At 68.6% G+C, this 23,725-nt stretch carries 22 protein-coding genes; 7 read left to right on the forward strand and 15 right to left on the reverse strand.

Annotation, left to right across the window (positions count from 1 at the left end; genetic code table 11):
- Positions 1–29: 29 nt before the first annotated feature.
- The 7 genes from N536_RS0128920 to ftsH form a co-directional block, all read right to left on the reverse strand.
- Positions 30–1,448 (reverse strand): DUF6779 domain-containing protein, encoded by a 1,419-nt coding sequence (locus N536_RS0128920; RefSeq protein ID WP_029116803.1) that lies wholly within the window; start codon positions 1,446–1,448, stop codon positions 30–32.
- 76 nt (positions 1,449–1,524) lie between these two features.
- The gene (locus tag N536_RS0128925; protein ID WP_029116804.1) at positions 1,525–2,001 is read right to left on the reverse strand and encodes a DUF3180 domain-containing protein; all 477 of its coding nucleotides are present in this window, start codon (positions 1,999–2,001) and stop codon (positions 1,525–1,527) included.
- Positions 2,001–2,516 (reverse strand): 2-amino-4-hydroxy-6-hydroxymethyldihydropteridine diphosphokinase, encoded by a 516-nt coding sequence (gene folK / locus N536_RS0128930; RefSeq protein WP_029116805.1) that lies wholly within the window; start codon positions 2,514–2,516, stop codon positions 2,001–2,003. Before folK ends, N536_RS0128925 begins: the two co-directional genes overlap by 1 nt.
- Entirely contained in the window at positions 2,513–2,884 is a 372-nt protein-coding gene (folB, locus tag N536_RS0128935) for a dihydroneopterin aldolase (RefSeq protein WP_029116806.1), read from the reverse strand. Before folB ends, folK begins: the two co-directional genes overlap by 4 nt.
- On the reverse strand, positions 2,884–3,684 hold the full coding sequence (folP, locus tag N536_RS0128940) for a dihydropteroate synthase (RefSeq protein ID WP_029116807.1): 801 nt from the start codon (positions 3,682–3,684) through the stop codon (positions 2,884–2,886). Before folP ends, folB begins: the two co-directional genes overlap by 1 nt.
- 44 nt (positions 3,685–3,728) lie before the next feature.
- The gene (gene folE / locus N536_RS0128945; RefSeq protein WP_029116808.1) at positions 3,729–4,337 is read right to left on the reverse strand and encodes a GTP cyclohydrolase I FolE; all 609 of its coding nucleotides are present in this window, start codon (positions 4,335–4,337) and stop codon (positions 3,729–3,731) included.
- 18 nt (positions 4,338–4,355) lie between these two features.
- Positions 4,356–6,719 carry an ATP-dependent zinc metalloprotease FtsH gene (gene ftsH / locus N536_RS0128950; protein WP_029116809.1) on the reverse strand — a complete coding sequence of 788 codons (2,364 nt, stop codon included), beginning with the start codon at positions 6,717–6,719 and terminating at the stop codon, positions 4,356–4,358.
- A gap of 152 nt (positions 6,720–6,871) precedes the next feature.
- Here ftsH and N536_RS0128955 point away from each other — a divergent pair, with 152 nt between their 5' ends.
- From N536_RS0128955 to N536_RS0128965, 3 genes are read left to right on the forward strand one after another with little or no spacing between them, the layout of a single operon-like run.
- Positions 6,872–7,834, forward strand: a complete 963-nt coding sequence (locus N536_RS0128955; protein WP_029116810.1) for an alpha/beta fold hydrolase — start codon at positions 6,872–6,874, stop codon at positions 7,832–7,834.
- On the forward strand, positions 7,831–9,048 hold the full coding sequence (locus tag N536_RS0128960; RefSeq protein WP_029116811.1) for an LLM class flavin-dependent oxidoreductase: 1,218 nt from the start codon (positions 7,831–7,833) through the stop codon (positions 9,046–9,048). Before N536_RS0128955 ends, N536_RS0128960 begins: the two co-directional genes overlap by 4 nt.
- Before the next feature lie 10 nt (positions 9,049–9,058).
- Positions 9,059–9,796, forward strand: a complete 738-nt coding sequence (locus N536_RS0128965; RefSeq protein ID WP_029116812.1) for an SIMPL domain-containing protein — start codon at positions 9,059–9,061, stop codon at positions 9,794–9,796.
- A gap of 10 nt (positions 9,797–9,806) precedes the next feature.
- On the opposite strand, the gene N536_RS0128970 is transcribed toward N536_RS0128965, so the two are convergent.
- The 5 genes from N536_RS0128970 to dacB are packed head-to-tail and all read right to left on the reverse strand — an operon-like array spanning position 9,807 to position 16,130.
- Positions 9,807–12,059 carry a molybdopterin-dependent oxidoreductase gene (locus N536_RS0128970; RefSeq protein WP_029116813.1) on the reverse strand — a complete coding sequence of 751 codons (2,253 nt, stop codon included), beginning with the start codon at positions 12,057–12,059 and terminating at the stop codon, positions 9,807–9,809.
- 43 nt (positions 12,060–12,102) lie between these two features.
- Positions 12,103–12,690, reverse strand: coding sequence for a hypoxanthine phosphoribosyltransferase (hpt, locus tag N536_RS0128975; RefSeq protein ID WP_029116814.1), 588 nt, complete (start codon positions 12,688–12,690; stop codon positions 12,103–12,105).
- A 58-nt stretch (positions 12,691–12,748) separates the two neighbouring features.
- Positions 12,749–13,708, reverse strand: a complete 960-nt coding sequence (gene tilS / locus N536_RS0128980) for a tRNA lysidine(34) synthetase TilS (protein ID WP_029116815.1) — start codon at positions 13,706–13,708, stop codon at positions 12,749–12,751.
- Positions 13,687–14,745: a zinc-dependent metalloprotease gene (locus N536_RS0128985; protein WP_029116816.1), complete on the reverse strand. Its 1,059-nt coding sequence runs from the start codon at positions 14,743–14,745 to the stop codon at positions 13,687–13,689. The genes tilS and N536_RS0128985 overlap by 22 nt, the downstream gene beginning before the upstream one ends.
- Positions 14,742–16,130 carry a D-alanyl-D-alanine carboxypeptidase/D-alanyl-D-alanine-endopeptidase gene (gene dacB, locus N536_RS0128990; protein ID WP_029116817.1) on the reverse strand — a complete coding sequence of 463 codons (1,389 nt, stop codon included), beginning with the start codon at positions 16,128–16,130 and terminating at the stop codon, positions 14,742–14,744. Before dacB ends, N536_RS0128985 begins: the two co-directional genes overlap by 4 nt.
- Positions 16,131–16,265: 135 nt before the next feature.
- Between dacB and N536_RS0128995 the strand changes: the two genes are divergently transcribed.
- The 4 genes from N536_RS0128995 to N536_RS0129010 all read left to right on the forward strand — a co-directional run bounded on the left by N536_RS0128995 (position 16,266) and on the right by N536_RS0129010 (position 19,571).
- Positions 16,266–16,754 (forward strand): inorganic diphosphatase, encoded by a 489-nt coding sequence (locus tag N536_RS0128995; RefSeq protein ID WP_029116818.1) that lies wholly within the window; start codon positions 16,266–16,268, stop codon positions 16,752–16,754.
- A gap of 62 nt (positions 16,755–16,816) precedes the next feature.
- The gene (locus N536_RS0129000; protein WP_029116819.1) at positions 16,817–17,338 is read left to right on the forward strand and encodes a 2-oxo-4-hydroxy-4-carboxy-5-ureidoimidazoline decarboxylase; all 522 of its coding nucleotides are present in this window, start codon (positions 16,817–16,819) and stop codon (positions 17,336–17,338) included.
- 29 nt (positions 17,339–17,367) lie between these two features.
- The gene (alc, locus tag N536_RS0129005; protein WP_029116820.1) at positions 17,368–18,408 is read left to right on the forward strand and encodes an allantoicase; all 1,041 of its coding nucleotides are present in this window, start codon (positions 17,368–17,370) and stop codon (positions 18,406–18,408) included.
- A 17-nt stretch (positions 18,409–18,425) separates the two neighbouring features.
- Positions 18,426–19,571 carry an EstA family serine hydrolase gene (locus N536_RS0129010; RefSeq protein ID WP_029116821.1) on the forward strand — a complete coding sequence of 382 codons (1,146 nt, stop codon included), beginning with the start codon at positions 18,426–18,428 and terminating at the stop codon, positions 19,569–19,571.
- Here the strand turns inward: N536_RS0129010 and N536_RS39800 are convergent.
- The 3 genes from N536_RS39800 to N536_RS0129025 form a co-directional block, all read right to left on the reverse strand.
- The gene (locus N536_RS39800) at positions 19,553–20,884 is read right to left on the reverse strand and encodes an acyltransferase (RefSeq protein WP_064751598.1); all 1,332 of its coding nucleotides are present in this window, start codon (positions 20,882–20,884) and stop codon (positions 19,553–19,555) included. The genes N536_RS0129010 and N536_RS39800 overlap by 19 nt on opposite strands.
- Positions 20,885–21,360: 476 nt before the next feature.
- On the reverse strand, positions 21,361–22,341 hold the full coding sequence (locus N536_RS0129020; protein ID WP_029116822.1) for a 2-hydroxyacid dehydrogenase: 981 nt from the start codon (positions 22,339–22,341) through the stop codon (positions 21,361–21,363).
- Positions 22,342–22,346: 5 nt separating this feature from the next.
- Complete coding sequence (locus N536_RS0129025; RefSeq protein ID WP_029116823.1) at positions 22,347–23,708, reverse strand: enolase C-terminal domain-like protein; 1,362 nt, start codon at positions 23,706–23,708, stop codon at positions 22,347–22,349.
- Between the last annotated feature and the right edge of the window lie 17 nt (positions 23,709–23,725).

The following is a 23,725-nucleotide window of genomic DNA, read 5'->3' on the forward strand; positions in this document are numbered from 1 at the left end:
GGGTACCGGACGGTCGGCATCAGACTAACTCATTCCTCGCGACGTCGGCGTCGGCCGCCCTCCGTCGAGCTGACCTGCAAACGCGCCAACAGTTCGGATAACGGCTGGCCACCGATGTGCTGACCCTCCGCCGCGGTCGGCTCGTCGGCGCCACGGTGACGTGCGGCACGTTCCGATTCGGACGGCGGGGCCGGGGGCGGCGGCGGAGCGGAAGTCGGGGGCGGCGGCGATGTCGCCAGCGTCGGCGGGTGCAGGTGCCTGCCAGGGTCGACGTCGGAGGGAGCGGAGTGCCGCGCACGTCGCGGGGATTCCTCGACGGTCGGGCCTGCGTCGGCGTGGCGGCCCCTCGGCACCTCGGCAGGCGGCGGCGTCATCGCTGGCGCGGGTGGCGGCGGGGCAGGCGTCGCTGGTGGGGCGGGCTCCGGTGGAGTGGGCCGCTGCGCGGCCGAGCCGTTCTCCGTCGTCACCGGCGAAATCCAGTTGCTGCCGGGGTTGCCGGCGGGGATGAACTGGCCCTCGGCGGGAGCGGGACGCCACCCCTCCTCGCCGCCCGTGGTGTGCCGCGCCGGCTGGACGGGTTCCTGCCACGGCGACTGCGCGGCGGGTTGGGGCTGCGGCTCCGGTGCGGGTGGCGGGGGCGTCGGGGCGGGTGGTGGGGGGGGGGGTGGAGGCGTCGGCTCGGGTGCGGATGTGGGCTGCCAGCCGCGCTGCGCGGACTGCGCCTCCGACGCCCTGCGATGCGCACCGCCGAAGTCGGCAGCCGGACCCCAATCGTATTCCGGCGGTTCGGGTTCCACCGGCACGTCGATGATCGGACTCTCTTCGGTGTTGGGGTCGGTGTCGTCCTCGTCCTCGGTGTCGATCCGGCTGCTGATCACCCGGCCGGGACCCATGCCGCGGTCGTCCCCCGCAAGATGCCCTCGCCGCTCCTGCCCGCCGGCATTCTCCGGCGCGGCGTCCCAGTCGGGGAACGTGTGCACGCTGGTGCGCTCGGTTTCGATGGCGGGTCGATGCTGCAGGTCGGTGTCGAAGATGATCTCCAGGTTGGCGCGCAGCGCGGCCAGCTCCGCGCGCAGGCTGGCCACCTCGTCGGACGTCTGCGAACGCAGCTCCGCGGTGAGCTCACGCCTGAGTTGGGATTCAACGGACAGCTCGTATTCGCGCCGCGCGGAGATCTCACGATCGAGCTGCAAGTCGTAGACGAACTTGAGGTCGCGGGCCTTGGCTTGGTCGATGTCGGACTGGCGCCGGTAGATGAAGGAGACGAACGCGGCGACCACCGCCGCCCACAATGCGACGATTACGGCAAGCTTCAGCAACTCGACGCGATTGGTGAACACCAGGGCAGAACTGGCCACGATGGCGAGCACCAGCAACGTCGTCAGCAGTACCCAACCCGGCCTCCGAGTGACACGCCGAGAGCGTGCCGCACGGGTCGGATCGGTCATGGGCCGACTGTACCCGCCACAGGTCACTGAGCGTGTCGACCTCTACGGCGATTCGGCGTGCCAGGTGCGCCTTCGCCTATTCCGGCACTCCGTCGGGGTTTTCCGGCGGCTCCGGCGGGGACTTGCAGCAATGCTGTAACCACAGTGCGGCGATCACCAGCGCCAGTGCGCTCACCGCCGCAACCAGAGCGCCTGCGGTGTCCTCCCCCGCGACTCGCATCACGCCGCGCCGCGGGATCAGGTACACCAGTACGCCGACCCACCAACCGAGCACCAGCGCACCCACCCATGCCGACGCCTTTGCCGTTGTCACGGAACTCGCCACCGCGAGCGGATGCAGGCCACCAGGACCCGGGCCGATCTTGCCGTCGTTGACCTTCGCCCGGACATAGAACGCCCAACCGGCCTCACCCACCGCGACCACCAGTAGCGACAGCCCCGTCCACACGGTGATCGGCGGAAAGTACCGGTACAAACCGATCACCAGGACGTAGCCGGCGATGGCGGCGATCACCGTCGCGGCGGTGAGGTCGCGTTTGCGGGTCGGGCCCATCAGATGTCGAGCACCAGATCGGTGCGGCGGACGCCCGCCCGCTCGGCCGGGTCGATGTCGTCAAGCAGACGCGCGACGGACTGCGGCCGACCGTCGACGGTCAGCGTCGCGGCCGGATCCACCGCGAGCCACGGAATCAACACGAAGGCGCGCTGGTGTGCGAGCGGATGCGGCAGCACGAGCACCTCGTCGTCGGAGCGCACCTCGATCGGGCCGTCGTGGCAGGTGACCAGGTCCACGTCGAGTGTCCGTGGACCCCAACGCTGGTCGCGAACCCGACCGCCCGCCTCCTCCAGTTCCTGGCCACGCCGCAACCACCCGTGGCAGTCCAGATGGCGGTCGTCGGCAACGAGGACGGCGTTGAGGAACGCGCCCTGTTCGACGCCGCCCCATGCCGCGGTCTCGTACACCGGCGACACCGATCGAACGGCATCGCCGAGTCCGTCGACCACCGACTGCAGCAGCGCACGGCGGTCACCGAGGTTGGACCCGATCGACAACACGACGGTGCTCATCGCGCGCCCCGCCTCGAACGTCGAGCCACGACCGCGACGTCGGCGAACGTCAGCGGGATCGGCGCGCTGGGCTTGTGCACGACGACCTCGACGCCGTGCACCCGCTCGTCGGTCATCACGCCTTCGGCGATCTCGGCGGCGACGGTTTCGATCAGGTTGCGCGGCGGCCCCGCCACGACGTCGGCGGCCCGCTGCGCCAGCGCGCCGTAGTCCAAGGTGTCGACGAGGTCGTCGCTGGCTGCGGCGGCAGCGAGGTCGATCCACACCGTGATGTCGACGACGAAGTCCTGCCCGTCGCGGCGCTCGTGCTCGAAGACGCCGTGATGACCGCGAACGGTCAAGCCGCGCAACTCGATTCGGTCCGCCATTAAAGGTTTCCGCCCCACGCCTCGACGACCTTGACCGCGTCGACGCTCGCCCGAACGTCGTGCACGCGCACGCCCCACACACCGCACTGGGCGGCCAGCGCGGAGATCACCGCGGTGGCGGTCTCCCGACCTGCCGGATCCCTTGGCGTGCCGTCGGATTCGGCCAGCAGCGTGCCGAGGAAGCGCTTGCGCGACGCGCCGACGAGCACCGGAATGCCGCCGGCGACGAAGTCCGGCAGCGCCCGCAACAACGCCCAATTGTGTTCTGCGTTCTTGGCGAACCCCAGTCCGGGGTCGATGATCAGATTGGCCGGGTCGACCCCGGCCGCCACCGCGGCGTCCACGCAGCGCAGCAGTTCGGCACGGACGTCGGCGACGACGTCGGCGTACTCGGGCGCCTGGTGCGGGCGCTGCGCGCCGACCGAGCGCCAGTGCATCAGCACCCACGGCACCCCCGCGTCGGCGAGAAGTGGGGCCATGTCCGGGTCGGCCAGCCCACCGGAGACGTCGTTGACGATCCGCGCGCCGTTCTCCAGTGCGGCGCGTGCCACCGCGGCGTGCATCGTGTCGATGCTGACCGTAACCCCTTGCGAGGCAAGGGCTTTGATCACTGGCACCACGCGCGCCGTCTCGACGCTTGCGTCGATCCGGGTGGCACCGGGACGGGTGGACTCGCCGCCGACGTCGATGATCGCGGCGCCCTGTGCGGTCAGCTTCAGACCGTGCTCGACGGCCCGGTCACGGTCCAGGAACAGCCCGCCGTCGGAGAAGGAGTCGTCGGTGACGTTGACGACCCCCATCACGCGTGTACGCGTCCCTGAAGGGACCATCCGGCTGGCTGGGCTCACTTCCGCAGGATCAGATCCAACGCCTCGGCACGCGATGCCTTGTCGGTCTTGAACTGCCCGCGCACGGCCGACGTGGTGGTGACGGCGCCCGGCTTGCGGATGCCGCGCATCGCCATGCAGAGGTGCTCGGCCTCGATGACGACGATGACGCCCCGCGGATCGAGCTTGCGCATCATCGCGTCGGCGATCTGGCCGGTGAGGCGTTCCTGCACCTGCGGCCGTTTGGCGTACAGGTCGACGACGCGGGCGAGCTTGGACAGCCCGGTGATGCGGCCGTCCACCCCGGGGATGTAGCCGACGTGCGCGACGCCGTGGAAGGCCACCAGGTGGTGCTCGCACGTCGAGTACATCGGGATGTCCTTGACCAGCACCAGTTCGTCGTGTTGCTCGTCGAACGTGGTGTTGAGCACGTCGTCGGGATTGACGTACAGCCCGGCGAACATCTCCTTGTACGCCCTGGCCACCCGCGCCGGAGTGTCGAGGAGACCATGCCGCTCCGGGTCCTCCCCGATGGCGATCAGCAACTCGCGCACGGCGGCCTCGGCGCGGGGTTGGTCGAACTCGGGGACTGTGAGCGTGGTCGGATCGATCTGCGACCGCGTCATCTGGTGGCTCCGTTCGTATCAGCCAGGGGGCGGCGGATTTTGCCGGTCGTCCGACCGGTCACCGTGATTCTGCTCGTCGCGCGGGGTTGGCGCTGGAGCGCCTCCCTGCGGGGCGTGCTGCCCGGGCTGCGGGTACGGCTGGTAGGGCGGGTACTGCTGCTGCGGCGGCGGTGGCTGCTGCTGCCAGCCCGAGGGAGGCGGAGGCGGCGGCGGGTACCAGTAGCCCTGGGGATGTTGACCGGGATGTTGCGGCGGCCAGCCCGGCGCGTGCCAGCCCGCAGGGGCGCCGTAGTCGGGCTGGGTGGAACCAGGCTGAGAAGGAGCACCGTGGTTGCCGTTCACCGGGGAACCGTTGCCGCCGGCGCCGTTCGTGCCGTTGTGCCGCGCGGCGGCCTCGGCGGCGTGGGTGGCGGCGGCGATGGCCGCCTTGAACGCCGGCTCGGGTGTCGGCTTGGGCCACTCCTCACCGCGTTCGATGGCGAGCTCGCCGGGCGTCTTGATCGGCGGCTTGTCGGACGGCACGCGGCCACCGAAGTCGTCGAACATGGTCAGGCGCGGGCGCTTCTTCACGTCACCGAAGATGGCCTGCAACTCGGTGCGGTGCAGGGTCTCCTTCTCCAGCAGCTCGCCGGCCAGGATGTCCAGCACGTCGCGGTACTCGGTGAGGATCTCCCACGCCTCGGTGTGCGCGGCCTCGATCAGCTTGCGCACCTCGTCGTCGATGATCTGCGCGACCTCGTGGCTGTAGTCCGCCTGGTTGCCCATGGTGCGGCCCAGGAACGGATCGCCGTGCTCGGTGCCGTACTTGACCGCGCCGAGCTTGGAGCTCATGCCGTATTCGGTCACCATCGCGCGGGCGATCTTGGTGGCCTGATCGATGTCCGACACCGCCCCGGTGGTCGGCTCGCGGAACACGAGTTCCTCGGCCGCGCGCCCACCCATCGCGAAGACCAGACGCGCGATCATCTCCGAGCGGGTCATCAGACCCTTGTCGTCCTCCGGCACCGCCACGGCGTGCCCGCCGGTGCGTCCGCGAGCCAGGATGGTGACCTTGTAGATCGGCTCGATGTCCGGCATCGCCCACGCGGCCAGCGTGTGGCCACCTTCGTGGTAGGCGGTGATCTTCTTCTCGTGCTCGCTGATGATGCGGCCCTTGCGGCGCGGTCCGCCGACGACGCGGTCCACCGCCTCCTCGAGCGCGGCGCCGGTGATGACGGTGCCGTTCTCGCGGGCGGTCAGCAGCGCGGCCTCGTTGATGACGTTGGCCAGGTCGGCACCCGACATGCCGACGGTCCGCTTGGCGAGCCCGTCCAGGTCGGCGTCGGGCGCGATCGGCTTGCCCTGCGAGTGCACCTTCAACACCGCACGCCTGCCGGCGATGTCGGGGTTGGACACCGGGATCTGCCGGTCGAACCGGCCGGGCCGCAGCAGTGCCGGGTCAAGGATGTCGGGCCGGTTGGTGGCGGCGATCAGGATGACGCCCTGGCGTTCGCCGAAGCCGTCCATCTCGACCAGCAGCTGGTTGAGTGTCTGTTCGCGTTCGTCGTGCCCGCCGCCAAGCCCTGCACCACGCTGGCGCCCGACGGCGTCGATCTCGTCGACGAAGATGATGCAGGGGCTGTTCTGCTTGGCCTGCTCGAACATGTCGCGGACCCGGGATGCGCCAACGCCGACGAACATCTCGACGAAGTCGGAACCTGAAATCGTGAAGAACGGAACCCCTGCCTCACCGGCGACGGCCCGCGCCAGCAGCGTCTTGCCGGTGCCGGGCGGCCCGTACAGGAGCACGCCCTTGGGGATCTTGGCGCCAAGCGCCTGATAGCGCGTCGGGTTCTGCAGGAAGTCCTTGATCTCGTAGAGCTCCTCGACCGCCTCGTCGACGCCGGCGACGTCGGCGAACGTGGTCTTGGGGAGATCCTTGTTCAGCTGCTTGGCCTTCGACTTGCCGAAGCCGAAGCCCATCCGCCCACCGGACTGCATCCGGGAGAACATCACGAACAAGCCGACGAGCAGCAGCAGCGGCAGCAGGTAGATGAGCAGCGAGCCGAGCACGCTGCCCTGGTTCACCACGGTGTTGGTCTTGGCGTTCTTGGCGCTCAGCGCGTCGAACAGCGCCACGGCGTACCCAGTCGGGTACTTCGCGATGACCTTGTCGCTGTTCTCGGTGTCGCCGTTTCCGCTCTTCAGGTCGAGGCGAACCTGCTGTTCGCGGTCGTCGATCTGCGCGCTCTTGACGTTGTCGCCGTTGATCTGGGCCATCGCCACCGACGTGTCGACGGGCTTGTAGCCGCGCGTGTCATCGCTGAAGTAGAAGAAGGACCACCCGAGGAGTAAGACGACCGCAATGGCGGTCAGGGTGCGGATGACGTTCTTTCGGTTCATCGTTGTCTTCGGCCCGCGAGCGGATACGCCGGCCAGGTCCTTCCGGTACGCATAAGTAGTCAGTTCAGGCTACCGCTAGGACAACGTGGCGCAGTTCCCGACGGTGACATGGGCGCAGCCGGGGACTCTGACAGCCTTGCAAGACTGAGACCGTGATCACATCGGCCGAGCGGTTCGTCGACACCAACGGCGTCCGGTTGCGCGTCGTCGAGGCCGGTGAACGCGGCAACCCCGTCGTAGTCCTCGCCCACGGCTTTCCCGAGCTGGCGTACACCTGGCGGCATCAGATCCACGCGCTGGCCAGTGCCGGCTACCACGTGCTCGCGCCCGACCAGCGCGGCTACGGCGGCTCGTCGAAACCGGTCGACGTCGGCGCATACACCGTCGCGGAGTTGTCGGCCGACGTCGTCGGGCTGCTCGATGACGTCGGCGCAGAGGAAGCGGTGATCGTCGGCCACGACTTCGGCGGTGTCGTGGCATGGGGAGCCCCACTGCTGCACCCCGACCGCTTCTGCGGCGTCGTCGGCATCAGCTTTCCGCCGGTGCCGCGGTCCCGGATTCCGACCACCCAGGCTTTTCGGCGGATGTTCGGGGACAACTTCTTCTACATCCTCTACTTCCAGGAACCGGGGCCCGCGGACGCAGAACTCGCCTCAGATCCGGCGACCACGCTGCGCCGGCTGATGGCCGCACCGCGGCCCGACGACCACGGTGCGGCGGCGCGGATGCTCGCGCCGGGACCCGAGGGCTTCGTCGCCAGGTTGCCCGAGCCGGGGGGCATTCCGCCGTGGCTGACGCAGGACGAGTTCGACCACTACGTCGACCGATTCACCGACAACGGCTTCACCGGACCGCTGAACTGGTACCGCTACTTGGATCGCAACTGGGAACTGACGGCCCACACCCCGGCGTCGTCGATCGCCGTGCCCGCGCTGTTCATCGGCGGCACGGCGGACCCGACGCTCGCGTACACCCCGCGCGATCGGGTCCGCGAACTGGTCAGTGGTGACTACCGTGAGGTGATGCTCGACGGCGGCCACTGGCTGCCGGAGGAACGACCGGACGAGGTGAACCAGGCGCTCCTGGAGTTCCTCGGGGAATTGGAGTTGCAATGACGCGACCACTCAACTTCGGCGTGTTCATCACGCCATTTCATCCGGTGGGCCAATCCCCCACGCACGCATTGCAATACGACATGGATCGGGTCGAGGCACTGGACCGCCTCGGGTTCGACGAAGCGTGGTTCGGCGAGCACCACTCCGGCGGTTACGAGCTGATCGCCTGTCCCGAGGTGTTCATCGCCGCGGCGGCCGAGCGCACCAAGCACATCCGGCTCGGCACGGGCGTCGTGTCGCTGCCCTACCACCACCCGTTGATGGTGGCCGACCGTTGGGTGCTGCTCGACCACCTGACCCGCGGACGGGTCATCTTCGGTACCGGACCAGGCGCACTGCCGTCGGACGCCTACATGATGGGCATCGACCCGGTGGACCAGCGACCGATGATGCAGGAGTCACTCGAGGCCATCCTGGCGCTGTTCCGCGCGGCGCCCGACGAGCGGATCAACCGCAAGACGGACTGGTTCACGCTGCGCGATGCGGCACTGCACATCCGGCCCTACACCTGGCCCTACCCCGAGATATCCACGGCCGCAATGGTTTCCCCGTCCGGGCCGCGGCTGGCCGGCGCGCTCGGCACCTCACTGCTTTCGCTGTCGATGTCGATACCGGGTGGCTACGCCGCGCTGGAGACGACCTGGGACGTCGTCGGCGAACAGGCCGCCAAGTCGGGGCGTGCCGCACCGAACCGCGACGACTGGCGCGTGCTCGGCATCATTCATCTGGCCGACACCCGCGAGCAGGCCATCGAGGACTGCACGTACGGGCTGCAGGACTTCGCCAACTACTTCGGCGCTGCGGGCTTCGTTCCACTCAACAACGAGGTCGAGGGCAACCAGACCCCGCAGCAGTTCGTCGAAGACTATGCAAGCAAGGGCAATTGCTGCATCGGCACGCCAGCCGACGCGGTGACCTACATCCAGGATCTGCTCGACCGGTCGGGCGGCTTCGGCACCCTGCTGCTGCTCGGCCACGACTGGGCGCCGCCCGCGGCCACCTACCACTCATACGAACTGTTCGCGCGAGAAGTGATGCCGCACTTCAAGGGACAGCTCGCCGCACCGCACGCATCCCACGAATGGGCGAAGGGGATGCGGGATCAACTGCTCGGCCGCGCAGGCGAGGCCATCGTCAACGCGATCACCGAACACGTCGTCGAACAAAGCGACGGCGAACAACGGGACGGGGTCGAACAGAAGGCCAATCTGTAGGGTGCCTGATATGCCCATCGCCGTGCGGATGCCCACCCGACTGCTCATTGCCGCCGTGGCAGGACTCGCGATCACCGGCCTCTCGGCGTGCGACGCGACGTCGGGGCCAACCCCCTCGGCAGGCCCGGACTCCGCCGCCAGGCAGGTCACCGTCGTCGGCGAGGGCGAAGTCCAGGGCACCCCGGACACGTTAACCACCGACGTCGCGATCGAGTTCCTCGCACCCGACGTGACCACGGCGATGAACCAGACCAGCGAGCGTCAGCAGGCGGTGATCGACGCACTGGTCGGCGCGGGCATCGAGCGCAAGGACATCAGCACCACGCAGGTCAGCCTGCAGCCGCAGTTCGGTGACAACAGCACCATCGTCGGCTACCGGGCGAGCAACGCGCTCAATGTCAAGATCCGCAAGCTGGACTCGGCGTCGCAGGCGCTCGCGCTGATCGTCAGCACGGGCGGCGACGCCACCCGGATCAACTCGGTGAACTACTCGATCGAGGACGATTCGCAGCTGGTGAAGGACGCCAGGGCGCGGGCATTCAACGACGCCAAGGACCGCGCCGGACAGTACGCGCAGTTGTCCGGACTGGAACTCGGCAAGGTCGTCTCGATCTCCGAGGTGGCCGGTGCGCCGCAGCCGCCGCAGCCCATGCCGATGCCGCGCTCCGCCATGGCCGATGCCGTGCCGCTGTCACCGGGTCAGCAGACCGTCGGCTTCTCGGTGACGGTCATCTGGGAGCTCACCTAACTAGCAGGGTTCATTCCCCGGTCGCTTCGCTCCTGCCCGCCGCAGCCGAGATCTGCACCGGAATCCCGTTCAACACCGACGTGCCGGACAGCAGGTCCATCGACGTTCCGTCGTTGAGCTGGTTGACGTTCACGCCTGGTTGACCGGCGGCCACCGACTGCGTGGTTCCGCTGCGGTCGTGGCCCCAGCCGTGCGGCAGCGACACGACGCCGCGCCGGATGGCGTCGGTGATCTCGACGGGCGCCTCGAGTTCCCCGCCGGGGCCCTTGATGTGCGCGCGGTCCGTGACACCGAGATCGGCCGCGTCGGCGGGGTGGATCTGCAGCGTGCAGCGGTTCGTGCCGCCCGCCAGGGCAGGCAGGTTGTGCATCCAGCTGTTGTTCGACCTCAGGTGACGGCGCCCGATCAGGACGAAGTCGTCGGCTCCGCGGTCGAGCGCGGCGCGTAGCCTCACCACGTCGGCGACGATGGTCTCGGGGGCCAGTTCCACCTTGCCCGACGGCGTCCGCAACACCTCGGTCAGCCGTGGCCGCAGCGGCCCGAGGTCGATTCCGTGCGGCGCCTCGATGAGCCGATTCAACGTCAGCCCTTCGGGTTTCGCGCCGAACGCGTCCCCGTACGGCCCCAGCCGCAACATCATGTCCAGACGGCGTTCGTAACCGCGCGCCGCCGGGAGCATCGCGGTGAGCTCGTCCACCGCGCGGCCTGTCACGGGCGAATCGGGATCGGCGGTCTCCTTGACCAACGTCGTCGCGATCACCTGTTCGTCGGCAAGCGCGGGGTCGGCGGACGGGCCGAGTCCGTAGAGGATCAGTGCGAGGCGCGACAGGATCTCCGGCTCGTCCGGCCGGCCGTCGGCCAGTGGAAGCGCCGGTGGCGAGTAGCGCGCGTTGTTGCGCACCGACGCGTTGGCGAGCGCGACGTCGAAGTGGGCGCTCTGCGACGGCGGCGGTGGCGGGAGGATGACGTCGGCGTGCTTGGTGGTCTCGTTGAGGTACGGGTCGACGCTGAGCATGAAGCCGACGCCGTCGAGTGCGCGGCTGAGCCGGTCGCCGTCGGGGGCGGAAAGCACGGGATTGCCTGCGATGGTGATCACCGCCTTGACCTGACCTTCGCCTGGCGTCTCGATCTCCTCGGCGAGCGCCGCGGCCGGAAGTTCGGAGAGCACCTCCGGGTAGCCGGATACCCGGCTGTGCCAGCGCCCGGTCCGAAAGCCGCGGCCCGGCTTGGGCGGACGGGCCGCAGGTCCCACCGGCGACTGCGGGAACATCGCGCCGCCCGCCCGGTCCAGATTGCCGGTCAGCACGTTGATCACGTCGACCAGCCAGCTGCCGACGGTCCCGAATTCAACCGTGGAGGTGCCGATCCTGCCGTACACCGCCGCTGAGGATGCTCCCGCGATTTCGCGTGCGACGGTACGAATCTCCTCGGCGGACACCCCGCAGTGGGCGGCGACGGCCTCCGGCGCGAAATCCCTTGCCACCACCTGGACGTCGTCGACGCCCGTGACGTGGCCCGCCAAGTCGCCGAGGCCGACGAGCCCCTCGTCGAACAGCGTGTGCACCACCGCGAGGAGCAGGGCGGCATCCGTGCCGGGGCGCGGCGCGATGTGGTGATCCGCCATGGCCGCCGTGCGGGTGCGGGCGGGGTCGATCACCACCAGCCGTCCGCCGCGCTTGCGCAGCGCCTTGAGCTTGCCGCCGAAGTCCGCGGCGGTGGCCAGACTCCCGTTGGACACCAACGGATTCGCCCCGATGACGACGAGGTGATCGGTGCGGTCGAGATCGGGGACGGTGAATGCGATCGGGTTGCCGAACATGAAGCCCAACGCGACGTGCTTGGGCATCTGGTCCAGGGTGCTCGCCGAATACACCTGATGGGTGCCGAGGCCGCGGATGATCAGCGGCACGTATAGCGATCCGGCGATGGTGTGGGCGTTCGGGTTGCCGACGTAGACCGCCACCGACTCCCCGCCACTCTCGGCGACGACGGCGCCAAGACCGCGCGCGGCGGCCTCGAACGCCTCGTCCCAGCCGACCTCGACCAACTCGCCGTCCTTGCGGATCAGCGGGGCTGTCAACCGGTCGGGGTCGTTGTCGAGCTCGGCGAAGCTGGCGCCCTTGGGGCAGATGAAGCCCGCGCTGAAGACGTCGTCGTGGTCACCGCGGGCGCCGGTGACCCGGCCGTCGTGGATTTCGAGGGTGAGCCCGCAGGTGGCTTCGCAGAAGGGGCAGATTCGCAGCGCCGTCTGGGTGTCCGTCATGTCGCAGTTCCTTCCGTGACGGCCAACCACCGGGGCAGCGGGGTCAGCCCTGCTCGTAGACCTTGGGGTCGAGGGTGCCGATGTAGGGCAGGTCGCGGTAGCGCTCGGCGTAGTCCAGGCCGTAGCCGACGACGAACTCGTTCGGAATGTCGAAGCCGATGTAGGTGATGTCGAGGTCGACGCGGACGGCGTCGGGCTTGCGCAGCAACGTGCAGACCTTCAGCGACCGGGGACGGCGGGTGGCGAGGTTGCGAAGCAGCCACTTCAGCGTCAGGCCGGAGTCGACGATGTCCTCCACGATCAGCACATCGCGGTCGTTGATGTCGCGGTCGAGGTCCTTGAGGATGCGCACCACGCCCGACGACGACGTCGACGATCCGTAGGAGCTGACGGCCATGAACTCGAGCTGTGTGGGCAGCGGAATGGCCCTGGCCAGGTCGGTGACGAACATGACGGCGCCCTTGAGCACCGTGACCAGCAGCAGGTCCTGCCCGTTCTCGGCGACCGCGTCGCGGTAGTTGTCGGCGATGAGTTCACCCAGTTCGGCGGTGCGTGCCTGGATCTCGCTCTCGGACAGCAGCACCGACTTGATGTCACCCTGGTACGGCTCGGTGGCTGAATTCGCAGGCACGGCAACAGCGTGCCACGTTCGCGCGTCTGCGACCAATGCGGACCTCGAACCGGCTCGCTCAGACCGGTTCGCGGTAGGTGATCAGCAGGCCTGCGCGACGGCCCACGAACAACCGCTCGTTGCGCAGCGGGGACCCGACCGCGACGCCGCCCTGCCCCCGCCAGTCCGTGACGAGGCGGTCGACGCCACGGAGCTGGACGTCGGTGAGGCCGCTTGCCTCGCCGGTCAACAGCCAGCGACGAATCACCCGGCGCCGGACCGCGGTGGGCAGCTCGGACAGGGGCGCGGTATCGAGTCCATCCCCGGTCGTCACCGCTGCCGCGGCGAGGTCCGCGATGTCGTCGAGGGTGTCGGTGTCCTCGCGCAGCGCGGCGGCGGTGCGGGCCAGCGCCTCGGCCACCCCGCCACCGAGCACGTCCTCCAGCAGCGGCAGCACCTCGGCGCGCAGCCGCACGCGGGTGAACCGGCGATCGTCGTTGTGCGGATCCTGCCACGGCGTCAGCCCCAACTCCTCGCACGCGGCGCGAGTGACGGCGCGTCGCACGCCGAGCAGCGGCCGACACCACGGCGGATCCCAGGGCCGCATGCCGGCGATCGAGCGTGAGCCGGAGCCGCGGCCCAGCCCCAACAACACCGTCTCGGCCTGATCGTCGAGCGTGTGCGCGAGCAGGACCGGTGCACCGTCACGCGCGGCGTCAAGGGCCCCGTAACGCGCCGTTCGAGCGGCCGCCTCGGGACCGCCCGCCGAGCCGACATCGACCCGAAGCACGTGGGCCCCAACGCAACCCATGGCCAGCGCGTGATCGCGCGCGGTGGCCGCGACGTGCGCCGAGTCAGTCTGCAGCCCGTGGTCGACGATGAGCGCCGTGGTGGGACGCAGCCGCGCCGCGACCGCCGTGAGGGCCAGCGAGTCGGCGCCGCCCGACAACCCGACGCACCACGGCCCGTCGGTCAGGTGGAGCCGGGCGGCCTCGGCGACCGCCCGCTGCAGCGTCGCTAGAGAACCCGGTCGATCCATCTTTGCGGTTCGTCGACTTCGCTTGGCAGCGGCAGGGTTTCGGGACTCGTCCAGACGGTGTTGAACCTCGCCATGCCGACGGTTGACACCACGTGGTCGACGAACGCCTTGCCGCGGGTGTACTGGCTGAGCTTCGCGTCGAAGCCGAGCAGCGCCCGCACCACGCGCTGCAGCGGTGGCTGCTTGCGCCCGCGCCGTTCGTTGAACCGGCGCCGGATGGTCGCCACCGACGGCACCACGGCGGGCCCGACGGCATCCATCACGTGATCGGCATGCCCCTCCAGAAGCGTGCCCAGCACCAGCAGTTGATCGAGCGCCTCGCGTTGGGGTTCGGACTGGATGGCCCGCAGGATACCAAGCACGCCTTCGGAATTCGGTTCGGCGGAACCGTTTTCGGTGCCGTTGCGACGGGAGCGGACGAACTCGCCGAGCCTGGCGACGACCTGGCTCACCTCCTGGTCCGATTCGTCGGTGAGCACGGCAAGCGATCGGGCCATGTGATCGGCCAACCACGGGTTGGCCTTGAACTGGACCCGGTGGGTGACCTCGTGCAGACAGACCCACAGCCGGAAGTCGGCCGGCGAGACGCGGAGTTGACGCTCGACCGCGATCACGTTGGGGTACACCAACAGCAGTTCACCCCCGTTCGCCGCGAACGGGTCGTACTGCCCGAGGATGCCCGACGAGATGAAGGCCAGCACGGCTCCGGTCTGCGCGCCGGTGATGCGGCCGCTGATGAAGCCACTCGACTTGCCCTCGTCGCCGCCCGTCATCACGCGCATGGATTCCGTTGCGGCACGGACCCATTCGCCGCGGTCGATGATCCGGGCGTCGGCGATGTCAGCATCCTCGTTGAGCCCCGTGACGTCGCGCACCGGCAGTTCGGCGCGGCGGGAGGATTCCGCCAACTGCTCGATCGCCTGCCGCCGGGTGTACTCGGTCGCGGGCGGCGCAGGCCGGACCAGCTTGGTGCCGACGGAAGCCGCGAAGCCCCAGTCGACGCTGCGACCGACGGTGGGCGTGTCGCCCGGGCTCATGAGCCGCACCCGCACGACCGCAGCGTCGCGGCGAGTGCGTCGATCGCGGTCCGGCCGGTCGGTCCGGCGTTGTTGGAGAGCAGCGCGAACGTCAGCACCCGGCCGCTGGCATCGGTGACGATTCCGGCCAACGCGTTGGTTCCCGTCAGCGATCCGGTCTTGGCCCGCAGGAATCCGGCCGCGGCCTTGCCTGCGTCGGTGTCGAGGTAGCGGTTGGACAATGTGCCGCTGCCACCGGCGATCGGCAGCAGATCCACCAGTGGCCGCAGTTTGGGGGTCTCCCCGCCGGCGGCGGCATTGACCACTTCGTCGAGCGTCTCGGCGGTGAGCCTGTCGTCCACCGACAGACCACTGGAATCGACCAGTGCCGCACCGCCGGTGTCGATGCCTGCGCCGTTGAGCTGGCCGAGCACGGCCCGAACCGCGCCACTGAAGCTCTGCGGCTGGTTCACCTTGGCGGCGACCTCCCGCCCGATCGACTCGGCCATCACGTTGTCCGAGTTGTTCATCATCTCCCGCAGGCGCTCGATCAGCGGCGGCGATTGCACCGAGGCCACCTCCTTGGCCCCTGCCACCGGTGACGGCAGGAAGGTCACGGATGCGGGGTCGACGGCGAACGCGGCGGCCAGGGCGCGGCCCGCGTCGAGCGCGGGCGTCGCGGAGCGCCGTGACTCGACGCTGACCGGCTGGGTGCGGCCACCGTCGAGCATCACCGATTCCATCGGGGCGATGTCGCCGTTCTGGATGTCCAGCGGGTCCCAGCCCGGCGCCATGGTCGGCCCGCTGAAGGCGCTGGCATCGACGCGGACGGCGGTGACGGCGAGCCCTTCACGGCGGACCTGGTCGGCGAGGTCGCTGATCCTGGCGGCGTCCCGGTACCACGTCGGGGTGGAGGGCGGCGCCGCCGAGAGCGTGGGGTCGCCGCCGCCCTTGAGGATGATCAGGCCCGGTGTGTCGGGGTCGGTGACCACGGTGGTGGTCAGCCGTGCGTCGCGGTCGAGGGCAAGCAGTGCGGCGGCGGTGGTCAGCACCTTGTTGACCGACGCCGGTTGCATCGGGACGTCCGCGCCCTGCGCCCACAGCTGCGTGCCGGTGATCGCGTCGGTGATGCGGCCGGTGAAGGCGCCGAGGTTCGGGTCGGCGACGAAGGGCGCGATGGTGGCGGCAAGTCGGTCGGGTGTCGGCTTCGGAGCGGTGTCGGCCAGCGGCGTGACACCGGGGGCGGCAGAGGCCGCGGCCGGCTGGGGTTTGACGGCCTTGGCTTCACTGCTGGACTGGCCGCCCGAGGTGAAGACGGCACCTGCGGCGACCACTGCGGCGACGATCAACAGCACCGCAACGCCGACGACCACGTGCGTGGATCGACGCCACTGGGTGGGCCGCATGAGTCTCCTGGGTCGATGGGCTGACGGGCGGGCCCGCATGGAGCCCCCATTGGGGAAGCGTATCGCTCGTTTATGGTTGACCCGCGTCGTCACCCGACGACCCCTATGCCCAGCAGATATGAAGGAGCCGCGGCGGTGGAGTTCGACGTCGTCATCGAGATCCCTAAGGGTTCGCGCAACAAGTACGAGGTGGATCACGAGACGGGCCGGGTCAAGCTCGACCGCTACCTCTACACGGCGTTCGGCTACCCCGCCGACTACGGGTTCTTCGAGAACACCCTCGGCGAGGACGGCGACCCGCTGGACGCGCTGGTGCTGCTGCCCGAGTCCGTCTTCCCCGGTTGCATCGTCGAGGCGCGGCCGGTGGCGATGTTCAAGATGACCGACGAGGCCGGCGGCGACGACAAGCTGCTGTGTGTGCCCGCTGGGGACCCGCGATGGGACCACATCCAGGACCTGGCCGACGTGCCGCCGTTCGAACTCGAGGCCATCAAGCACTTCTTCGTGCACTACAAGGACCTCGAGCCAGGCAAGTTCGTCAAGGCCGCCGACTGGGCGGGCCGCGAAGAGGCCGAGGCCGAGTTGCAGCGGTCGATCGAACGGTTCAAGACCACCGGGCACTAAGTTTTTTCACCGCCGTAACACGCGGTAACGCGGTCGTGGCTTGAGGCTTCGATCATGGCGATGTGCTCCTTCATCAGGGTGTCGGGCTCGAGGCGTTCAACGCGTGGCCCGAGCGCAAGGCGGTGCATGCGCTCTACGAGTGCTGCAACTGTCTCGTCATGGCCCGTGAGCTGGCCCGCGGCCGCCCCTACGACGACCACGCGGCGTTGTTCCGTCGTGCCGACGCGCTGCTCTTCGCGCTGCCCGAGTCCACCATCGACCAGATCCTGGACGCCTGCCCGCACGTCGGACGCCGGCCACGCAGCGCGAAGTCGCAGGCCGAGCAGTGCTCGGTGTGGGACGACGACGCCGCGGTGATGGCCCGGCTCGCCGAGACGGCCAACGGATACCTGGACAAGTTCGGCTTCGGGTTCGTGATGTGCGTCGGCGGTCTTGCGGCTTCGGACGTCCTCGGCACGGTGACCGACCGCATGCACAACGACGTGGAGACCGAACGCAAGGTCGTCCGCAACGAGCTGGCGAAGATCAACCGGACCCGCCTGGAGCGCATGTTGGGACCCGAGGGCGGCTACCAGAACTGGTGACACGCCAAGCTCGCCCTAGGCTCGTCTGAGTGACGACCACCCCTTCCGAGAAGAACCGCGCGCACTCCCACTTCCTTTCGCTGCCCGATCTGGCGGCGCGCTCGTCGGGGGCGGCGGTGGTGTGGGCCAACGACGATCTGTTCGCCGAGAAGGAGAACCTGATCAAGCCCGGGGCCGCCGAGTTCCGGCCTGCCACCTTCGGGCACAAGGGCCAGGTGTACGACGGCTGGGAAACCCGGCGCCGGCGCGGGACGACGGACGACGCGCGCGACTCGGCGATCGTCCGGCTCGGCGTGCCGGGCATCGTGCGCGGCGTGGTGGTCGACACCGCCTGGTTCACCGGCAACTATCCACCGGAGATCTCGGTCGAAGCCGCCCATCTGCCGGGCCATCCGTCGGTCGAGGAGCTGGTGGACAAGGCTCGGTGGACGACGATCGTGCAGCGCAGTTCGGTCAACGGCGACACCCGCAACCCGTTCGAGGTCGACTCCGATCGGCGCTGGTCGCACGTCCGGTTGTCGATGTACCCCGACGGGGGCATCGCGCGGTTCCGCGTGCACGGCGAGGGTCTGCTGGACCCGCGGTTCGCAGGCGGGCTGCCGTTGGACCTGGCCGCGCTGGAGAGCGGTGGCCGAATCACGGTGTGCTCCAACATGTTCTATGGCTCACCAAACAACCTGCTGCTGCCGGGCACTGCCCGCACCATGGGCGACGGATGGGAGACGTCGCGACGGCGCGACGCCGGAAACGACTGGGTGCAGGTGCATTTGGCGAGCCAGGGTGTGCTGACCGCCGCCGAGTTCGACACGTCGTACTTCATCGGCAACGCGCCGGGCGCGGCCCGGCTGTCCGGGCGCGACGGTGACGGCGACTGGTTCGAGCTGCTCCCGACGACGGAGTTGCAACCCGACACCCGGCACCGGTTCCTGATCGACGACGACCGTCCCGTCACCGAGGCGCGGCTCGACATCTACCCCGACGGCGGGATGGCGCGGCTGCGACTGTTCGGCACGCTCACGCCGGACGGCTTGCGCCGCATCCAGGAGAAGTGGGACGCCAGCGGCCTCTGACGTTGCATGATGGCGCGATGACCGACCTTCATGGACATTGCGACGCCCGCTTCGCGAAGGTCGCCGACGCGCTCGGCCGGGCGATCGCCGACGGCGAGGAGGTCGGCGCCGCCATCGCCATCGACATCGACGGTGAAACCGTCGTCGACATCTGGGGTGGCTACGCCGACGCCGCCAGGACCACGCCGTGGACCGAGCACACCATCGTCAACGTGTGGTCGTCGACCAAGACCATCACTGCGCTGGCAGGCCTGATGCTGATCGACCGCGGCTTGATCGAACCGACCACCCCGGTCGCGAGCGTCTGGCCCGAATTCGGCGCGAACGGCAAGGAAGCCATCGAGTTTCGGCACCTCCTCTCCCACACCTCGGGAGTGTCCGGATGGGACCAGCCGGTCGTCGTCGACGACCTCTTCGACTGGGAGAGGTCGACGGCCGCGCTCGCCGCGCAGGCGCCGTGGTGGGAACCGGGCACCGCGTCGGGCTATCACGCGATCACCTTCGGCCACCTGATCGGTGAGGTACTGCGCCGAGTCACCGGCCTGTCACTCAAGCAGTTCGTCCGCGACGAGATTGCGGGGCCGCTCGGCGCGGACTTTCAGATCGGCGCGGTACCCGACGACTCGGCCCGCATCGCCGAGATCATCGCTGCCACTGATCCATTCGAGGGCATCCCGCCCATGGATCAGTGGCCCGAGCCGATGCTGAAGACGTTCACCGGTCCCGCCCCGGATCCCTTGGTGGCCAACAGCCCGCAGTGGCGTGCGGCCGACATGGGCGCCGTCAACGGTCACACCAATGCGCGGGCGCTGGCGCGGATCCTCTCGTCGATCTCGTTGGGTGGCACGGTAGATGGCGTCCAACTGTTGCGTCCGGAGACCATCGAGAAGATCTTCGAGGTGCAGTGCGAAGGACCCGATCTGGTGCTCGCGCTGCACCCCATCAAGTGGGGCCTCGGATTCGGCTTGCCGCAGCCGCAGACCTTCCCCTACATCCCCGACGAGAAGGTCTGCTTCTGGGGTGGCTGGGGCGGCTCTTGGGAGACGATGAACCCCGACCGCCGAATGACGACGGCCTATGTCATGAACAAGATGGGTGCGGGCATCGAGGGGTCGGAGCGGACCGCGCGTTACTCCACGCTGATCTACGAGGCGCTTTCCTGACCGACGATGACCGGTGCGAGCTTCGGATCGTGCGGGACGGCCACCTTCTTGGCGCGCATCTTCTTCGCGTACTTCATCCCCGGCTTCTCGATGCCGTAGTAGGTGACGGTCGCCGCGAGGATCGTCACCGATAGCAGGACCACGATGTTGCGCAGCATTCCTGGCAGGTCGTCACCGGCCATCCAGCCGATCCTGCCCAGCAGGAGCAGCAACGGGAAGTGCCAGAGATACGCCGACAGTGAGACCTCGCCGACGTAGCGGATCGGACGGGCGTCGAGCCACACCGCCAGCTTGGTCTTCTCCCCGCGCCCGAGCGGGGCGACGATGACGAGGATCATCAGCGCGGCGACGACGCTGACGCCTGCGGTCGCGAACTGGTTGGCGACGACGAGCAGCACACCCGACACCAGGAACACCGGGATGATCGCCAGCGCGCAGATCATGCGCACCCGCCTGCTGAGGCGTTCCGAGAGCACGCGGTGCTCGAGTGCGACGAACACGATGGCGGCGAACATGCCGAGTGCGAAGTTGTCGGCATTGGTGAGGAAGCTCTTGGTGAACACCGCGGCCCAGTTCGGGCCCCAGTTCAGCAGCATGAAGTCGGTGGTACTCGAGAAGGAGAACACCACAGGGGTCAGCGCCCGGCCCACCAGCCCGATCACCAGCAGGATGAGTGGCGCCAAAGCGGCCAGCAGGAACGGATTCCTCGTCGAGCGCTTGCGCAGCTTGAACAGCAGGAAGCCGAGCAGCGGCAGCGATGCGTAGAAGGCGTATTCCAGCGTCAGCGACCACGACGGGTTGATGCCCGTCTGGATGTAGGCGGGGAAATAGGTCTGCACCAGGAAGAGGTTGGCGATCAGCTCGCCGGGATCGGTGATCATCCCTGTGCCGGCATCGGTGCCAACCGGCTGTATGGCGGGATTTTGGACGTATGCCACCCGCAACACGAAGTTGACGATCAGGAAGATCACCAAATAGACCGGAATGATTCTCGCCAGGCGGTGGACGACGTAATCCTTGACGTCGGGCATCTTGCCCAGCGAGCGTTCTTCGACGAGATTGCGGACGTACGGAAGAAACAACAGAAAGCCACTCAGTACGAAGAAGTACACGAGTGAGAACCCGAAGAGACTGGTCTGCCAGGTCGCTGCCGTCTTCGGCGAATAATGCGTCGTCACGTGCGTGACGGCTATGCACAGGCACAGCAATCCGCGCACGCCGTCCAGTCCGATGATTCGCACCCGTTTGCGACGGGCGGGAATGGCAGGCTCCTGCGCTGCCGCCGTGACGGAACTGGTTGCTTCCTGGGTCATACGCACTGGTCCCTCTACGTGTTGATGTCGTGCCCGGCAAGCAGCACCGCTTTGCCGGAGCATCACCCGTCCGCTGGCTGTCGGACCCATGGCAACATCGTTGATTCTGTCGTTGATGCTCCCGCATTTCCTTGCGAACGCCAAATTATCAGCACTTCGTAAGCGTCTGATATCGAATTGAGTTCAACGCGGAAGAAAAGTTGCTGTGTACGCGGATCGGGCACGCCGAAATTCGCGCGGCAAACACCGCGCCAACATTGGCGTCAAGATCGATTTTCGTGGCCACGAATGAAAATTCTGGCTATGCGCGAGCGGCTGTCATAATCGAGACCATAGTGGCACTATCGCGTGATCTTGGATGGCTGGCTAATAATCGACGCGTCGATGACTGCTGCGGGGCCCGCAGCCATTCGGCGTTCACCACGCAATCGCGGTCGAGCCGCGGCGGGGGTTGCTGCCAGCTGCGCAGTCTGCGTTCAGCGTGCGACGAGGTTGCGCAACGCCTCGCCGCGGGCGAGCCTGCCGATGTTCGCGGCGATGTCGTCGACCCGGCCGGTGAAGGTGTCCGAGGTGACTCCCGACGAGTGTGGCGTCATCAGAACGTTGGCCAGTTCGCTGAACGGCAGCGTGGCCGGGGCGCTCGTCTCCCCGGGGCCGGCCGGATACCGGTACCAGACGTCGATGGCGGCGGAACGGATGTCGCCGTTGCGCAGCGCATCGAACAGCGCACGTTCGTCGACCAGGGCTCCGCGCCCCACGTTGATCAGCACGCCGTCGGGACCGAGTGCCCGAAGCTGGTCGGCGCCGATCATGCCCTCGGTCTCTCGCGACAGCGGCGCGGACAGCACCAGGACGTCCGACTCGTGTAGGAGCACGTCGAGCCTGGTGACGTCGCCGGCCCAAGAGAGACCGTGGGCAACGGCGTCCACCCGCCCCGATCCGGTGACCGCGGCGCCGGCCGAACCGAACGCCCGGAACAACTCCCAGCTGCACTGGCCGATGTGGCCGAATCCGACGAAGCCGATTCGGGTGTCCCGCAGGGTCTTTGGCTGCTCGATGGCGTCGTCGTACACCGGCGTCGCCCACACCTCGCGGCGCAGTGATCGGTCCTGGGCCAGGAAGTTGCGCCGCAGCACGATCGCGGCCGCCAGCACGTACTCGGCGATCGACCGCTCGTGGTGAAAGGTGTTGGCCACCATCACGTCGGCGGGCAGCGCGTCGAAGTCGATGCGGTCGGTGCCTGCGCCTGCCACGTGGACGAGTCGCAGCTTCTCGGCGACGCCCGCCATGTCCGCGGTGAATCGACTGCCGACGTACACCTGGGCGTCGCGCAGCTCGTCGAGCACGGTCGACGGCTCCGCGCCGACGCACCACACGACGTCGGCTTCTGCGGGCAGGGCGACTTCGAACCGCGCGCGGTGCGGTACCACGTTGCGGTCGGCGACGATGATCTTCAACTGCGTCAGTTCCGTTGCAGTGCTGGGCGTTTGCCGTCGAAGGTCCAGCCGGGGACCAGGTACTGCATGGCGACCGCGTCGTCGCGGACGCCGAGCCCCTCGGCGAGGTAGAGCTCGTGGGCGGCTGCGACCGCGTCCTCGTCGAGTTCCACGCCGAGGCCGGGCTCGTCGGGGACGTCGAGGTAACCGTCGACGATCTGGTACGGCCGCTTGGTGATGCGCTGACCGTCCTGCCAGATCCAGTGGGTGTCGATGGCGGTGATGGCACCGGGTGCGGCGGCGGCCACGTGGGTGAACATCGCCAGTGAGACGTCGAAGTGGTTGTTGGAGTGCGAACCCCAGGTGAGCCCCCACGCGTCGCACAGCTGGGCGACGCGCACGGATCCGCTCATCGTCCAGAAGTGCGGGTCGGCGAGCGGGATGTCGACGGCGCCGGCGCGGATGGCGTGGCCGAGCTCGCGCCAGTCGGTGGCGATCATGTTCGTGGCGATCGGCAACCCGGTGGCGCGCTTGAACTCCGCCATCACCTCGCGGCCGGAGAACCGGCCTTCCGGGCCGACGGGATCCTCCGCGTAGGCGAGTACGCCCGCCAGTTCGCGGCACGTCGTGATCGCGTCGGCGAGCAACCATCCGCCGTTGGGATCCAACGTGATTCGCGCGTCGGGGAAGCGGTCGGCCAGCGCGATGACGGCCTTGGCCTCGTCCGGGGCGGGAAGCACGCCGCCCTTGAGCTTGAAGTCGCGGAAGCCATAGCGTTCCCGCGCGGCCTCGGCCAGCCGGACGACGGCCTCCGGGGTCAACGCCTCCTCGTGCCGGATCCGCATCCAGTCGTCGGCGTCCGGCGCCTCGTCGGCCGCGGACCGGTAGGCCAGGTCGGTCTTGGTGCGGTCGCCGACGAAGAACAGGTAGCCGAGCGCCTGCACCCGGTCCCGTTGCCGTCCGTCGCCGAGCAGTGCCGCGACCGGCACGCCGAGGTGCTGACCGAGCAGGTCGAGAAGTGCGGACTCCACCGCGGTTACGGCGTGCACGGCGACGCGCAGGTCGAACGTCTGGGCGCCACGTCCGCCGGCGTCGCGGTCGGCGAATGCGCGTCGCATGTCGGCGAGCACGGCGTGGTAGGCCCCGATGCCGCGGCCTTCGACGATCCCGCGGGCGTCCTCGAGGGTGCGCTGGATGGGCGCGCCGCCCGGCACCTCACCGACACCGGTGTTGCCGTCGGAGTCCTTCAGTATCACCAGGTTTCGGGTGAAGAACGGCCCGTGCGCGCCGCTCAGGTTCAGCAGCATGTCGTCGTGTCCGGCGATGGGGACCACCCGCATCTCCGTGACGACAGGGACGCTACTCGCAAGGCTCCTCGCAAGACTCATGGAATCAGCCTACGAAC

Source organism: Mycobacterium sp. URHB0044 (assembly GCF_000620625.1).
Taxonomy (GTDB): Bacteria; Actinomycetota; Actinomycetes; order Mycobacteriales; family Mycobacteriaceae; genus Mycobacterium.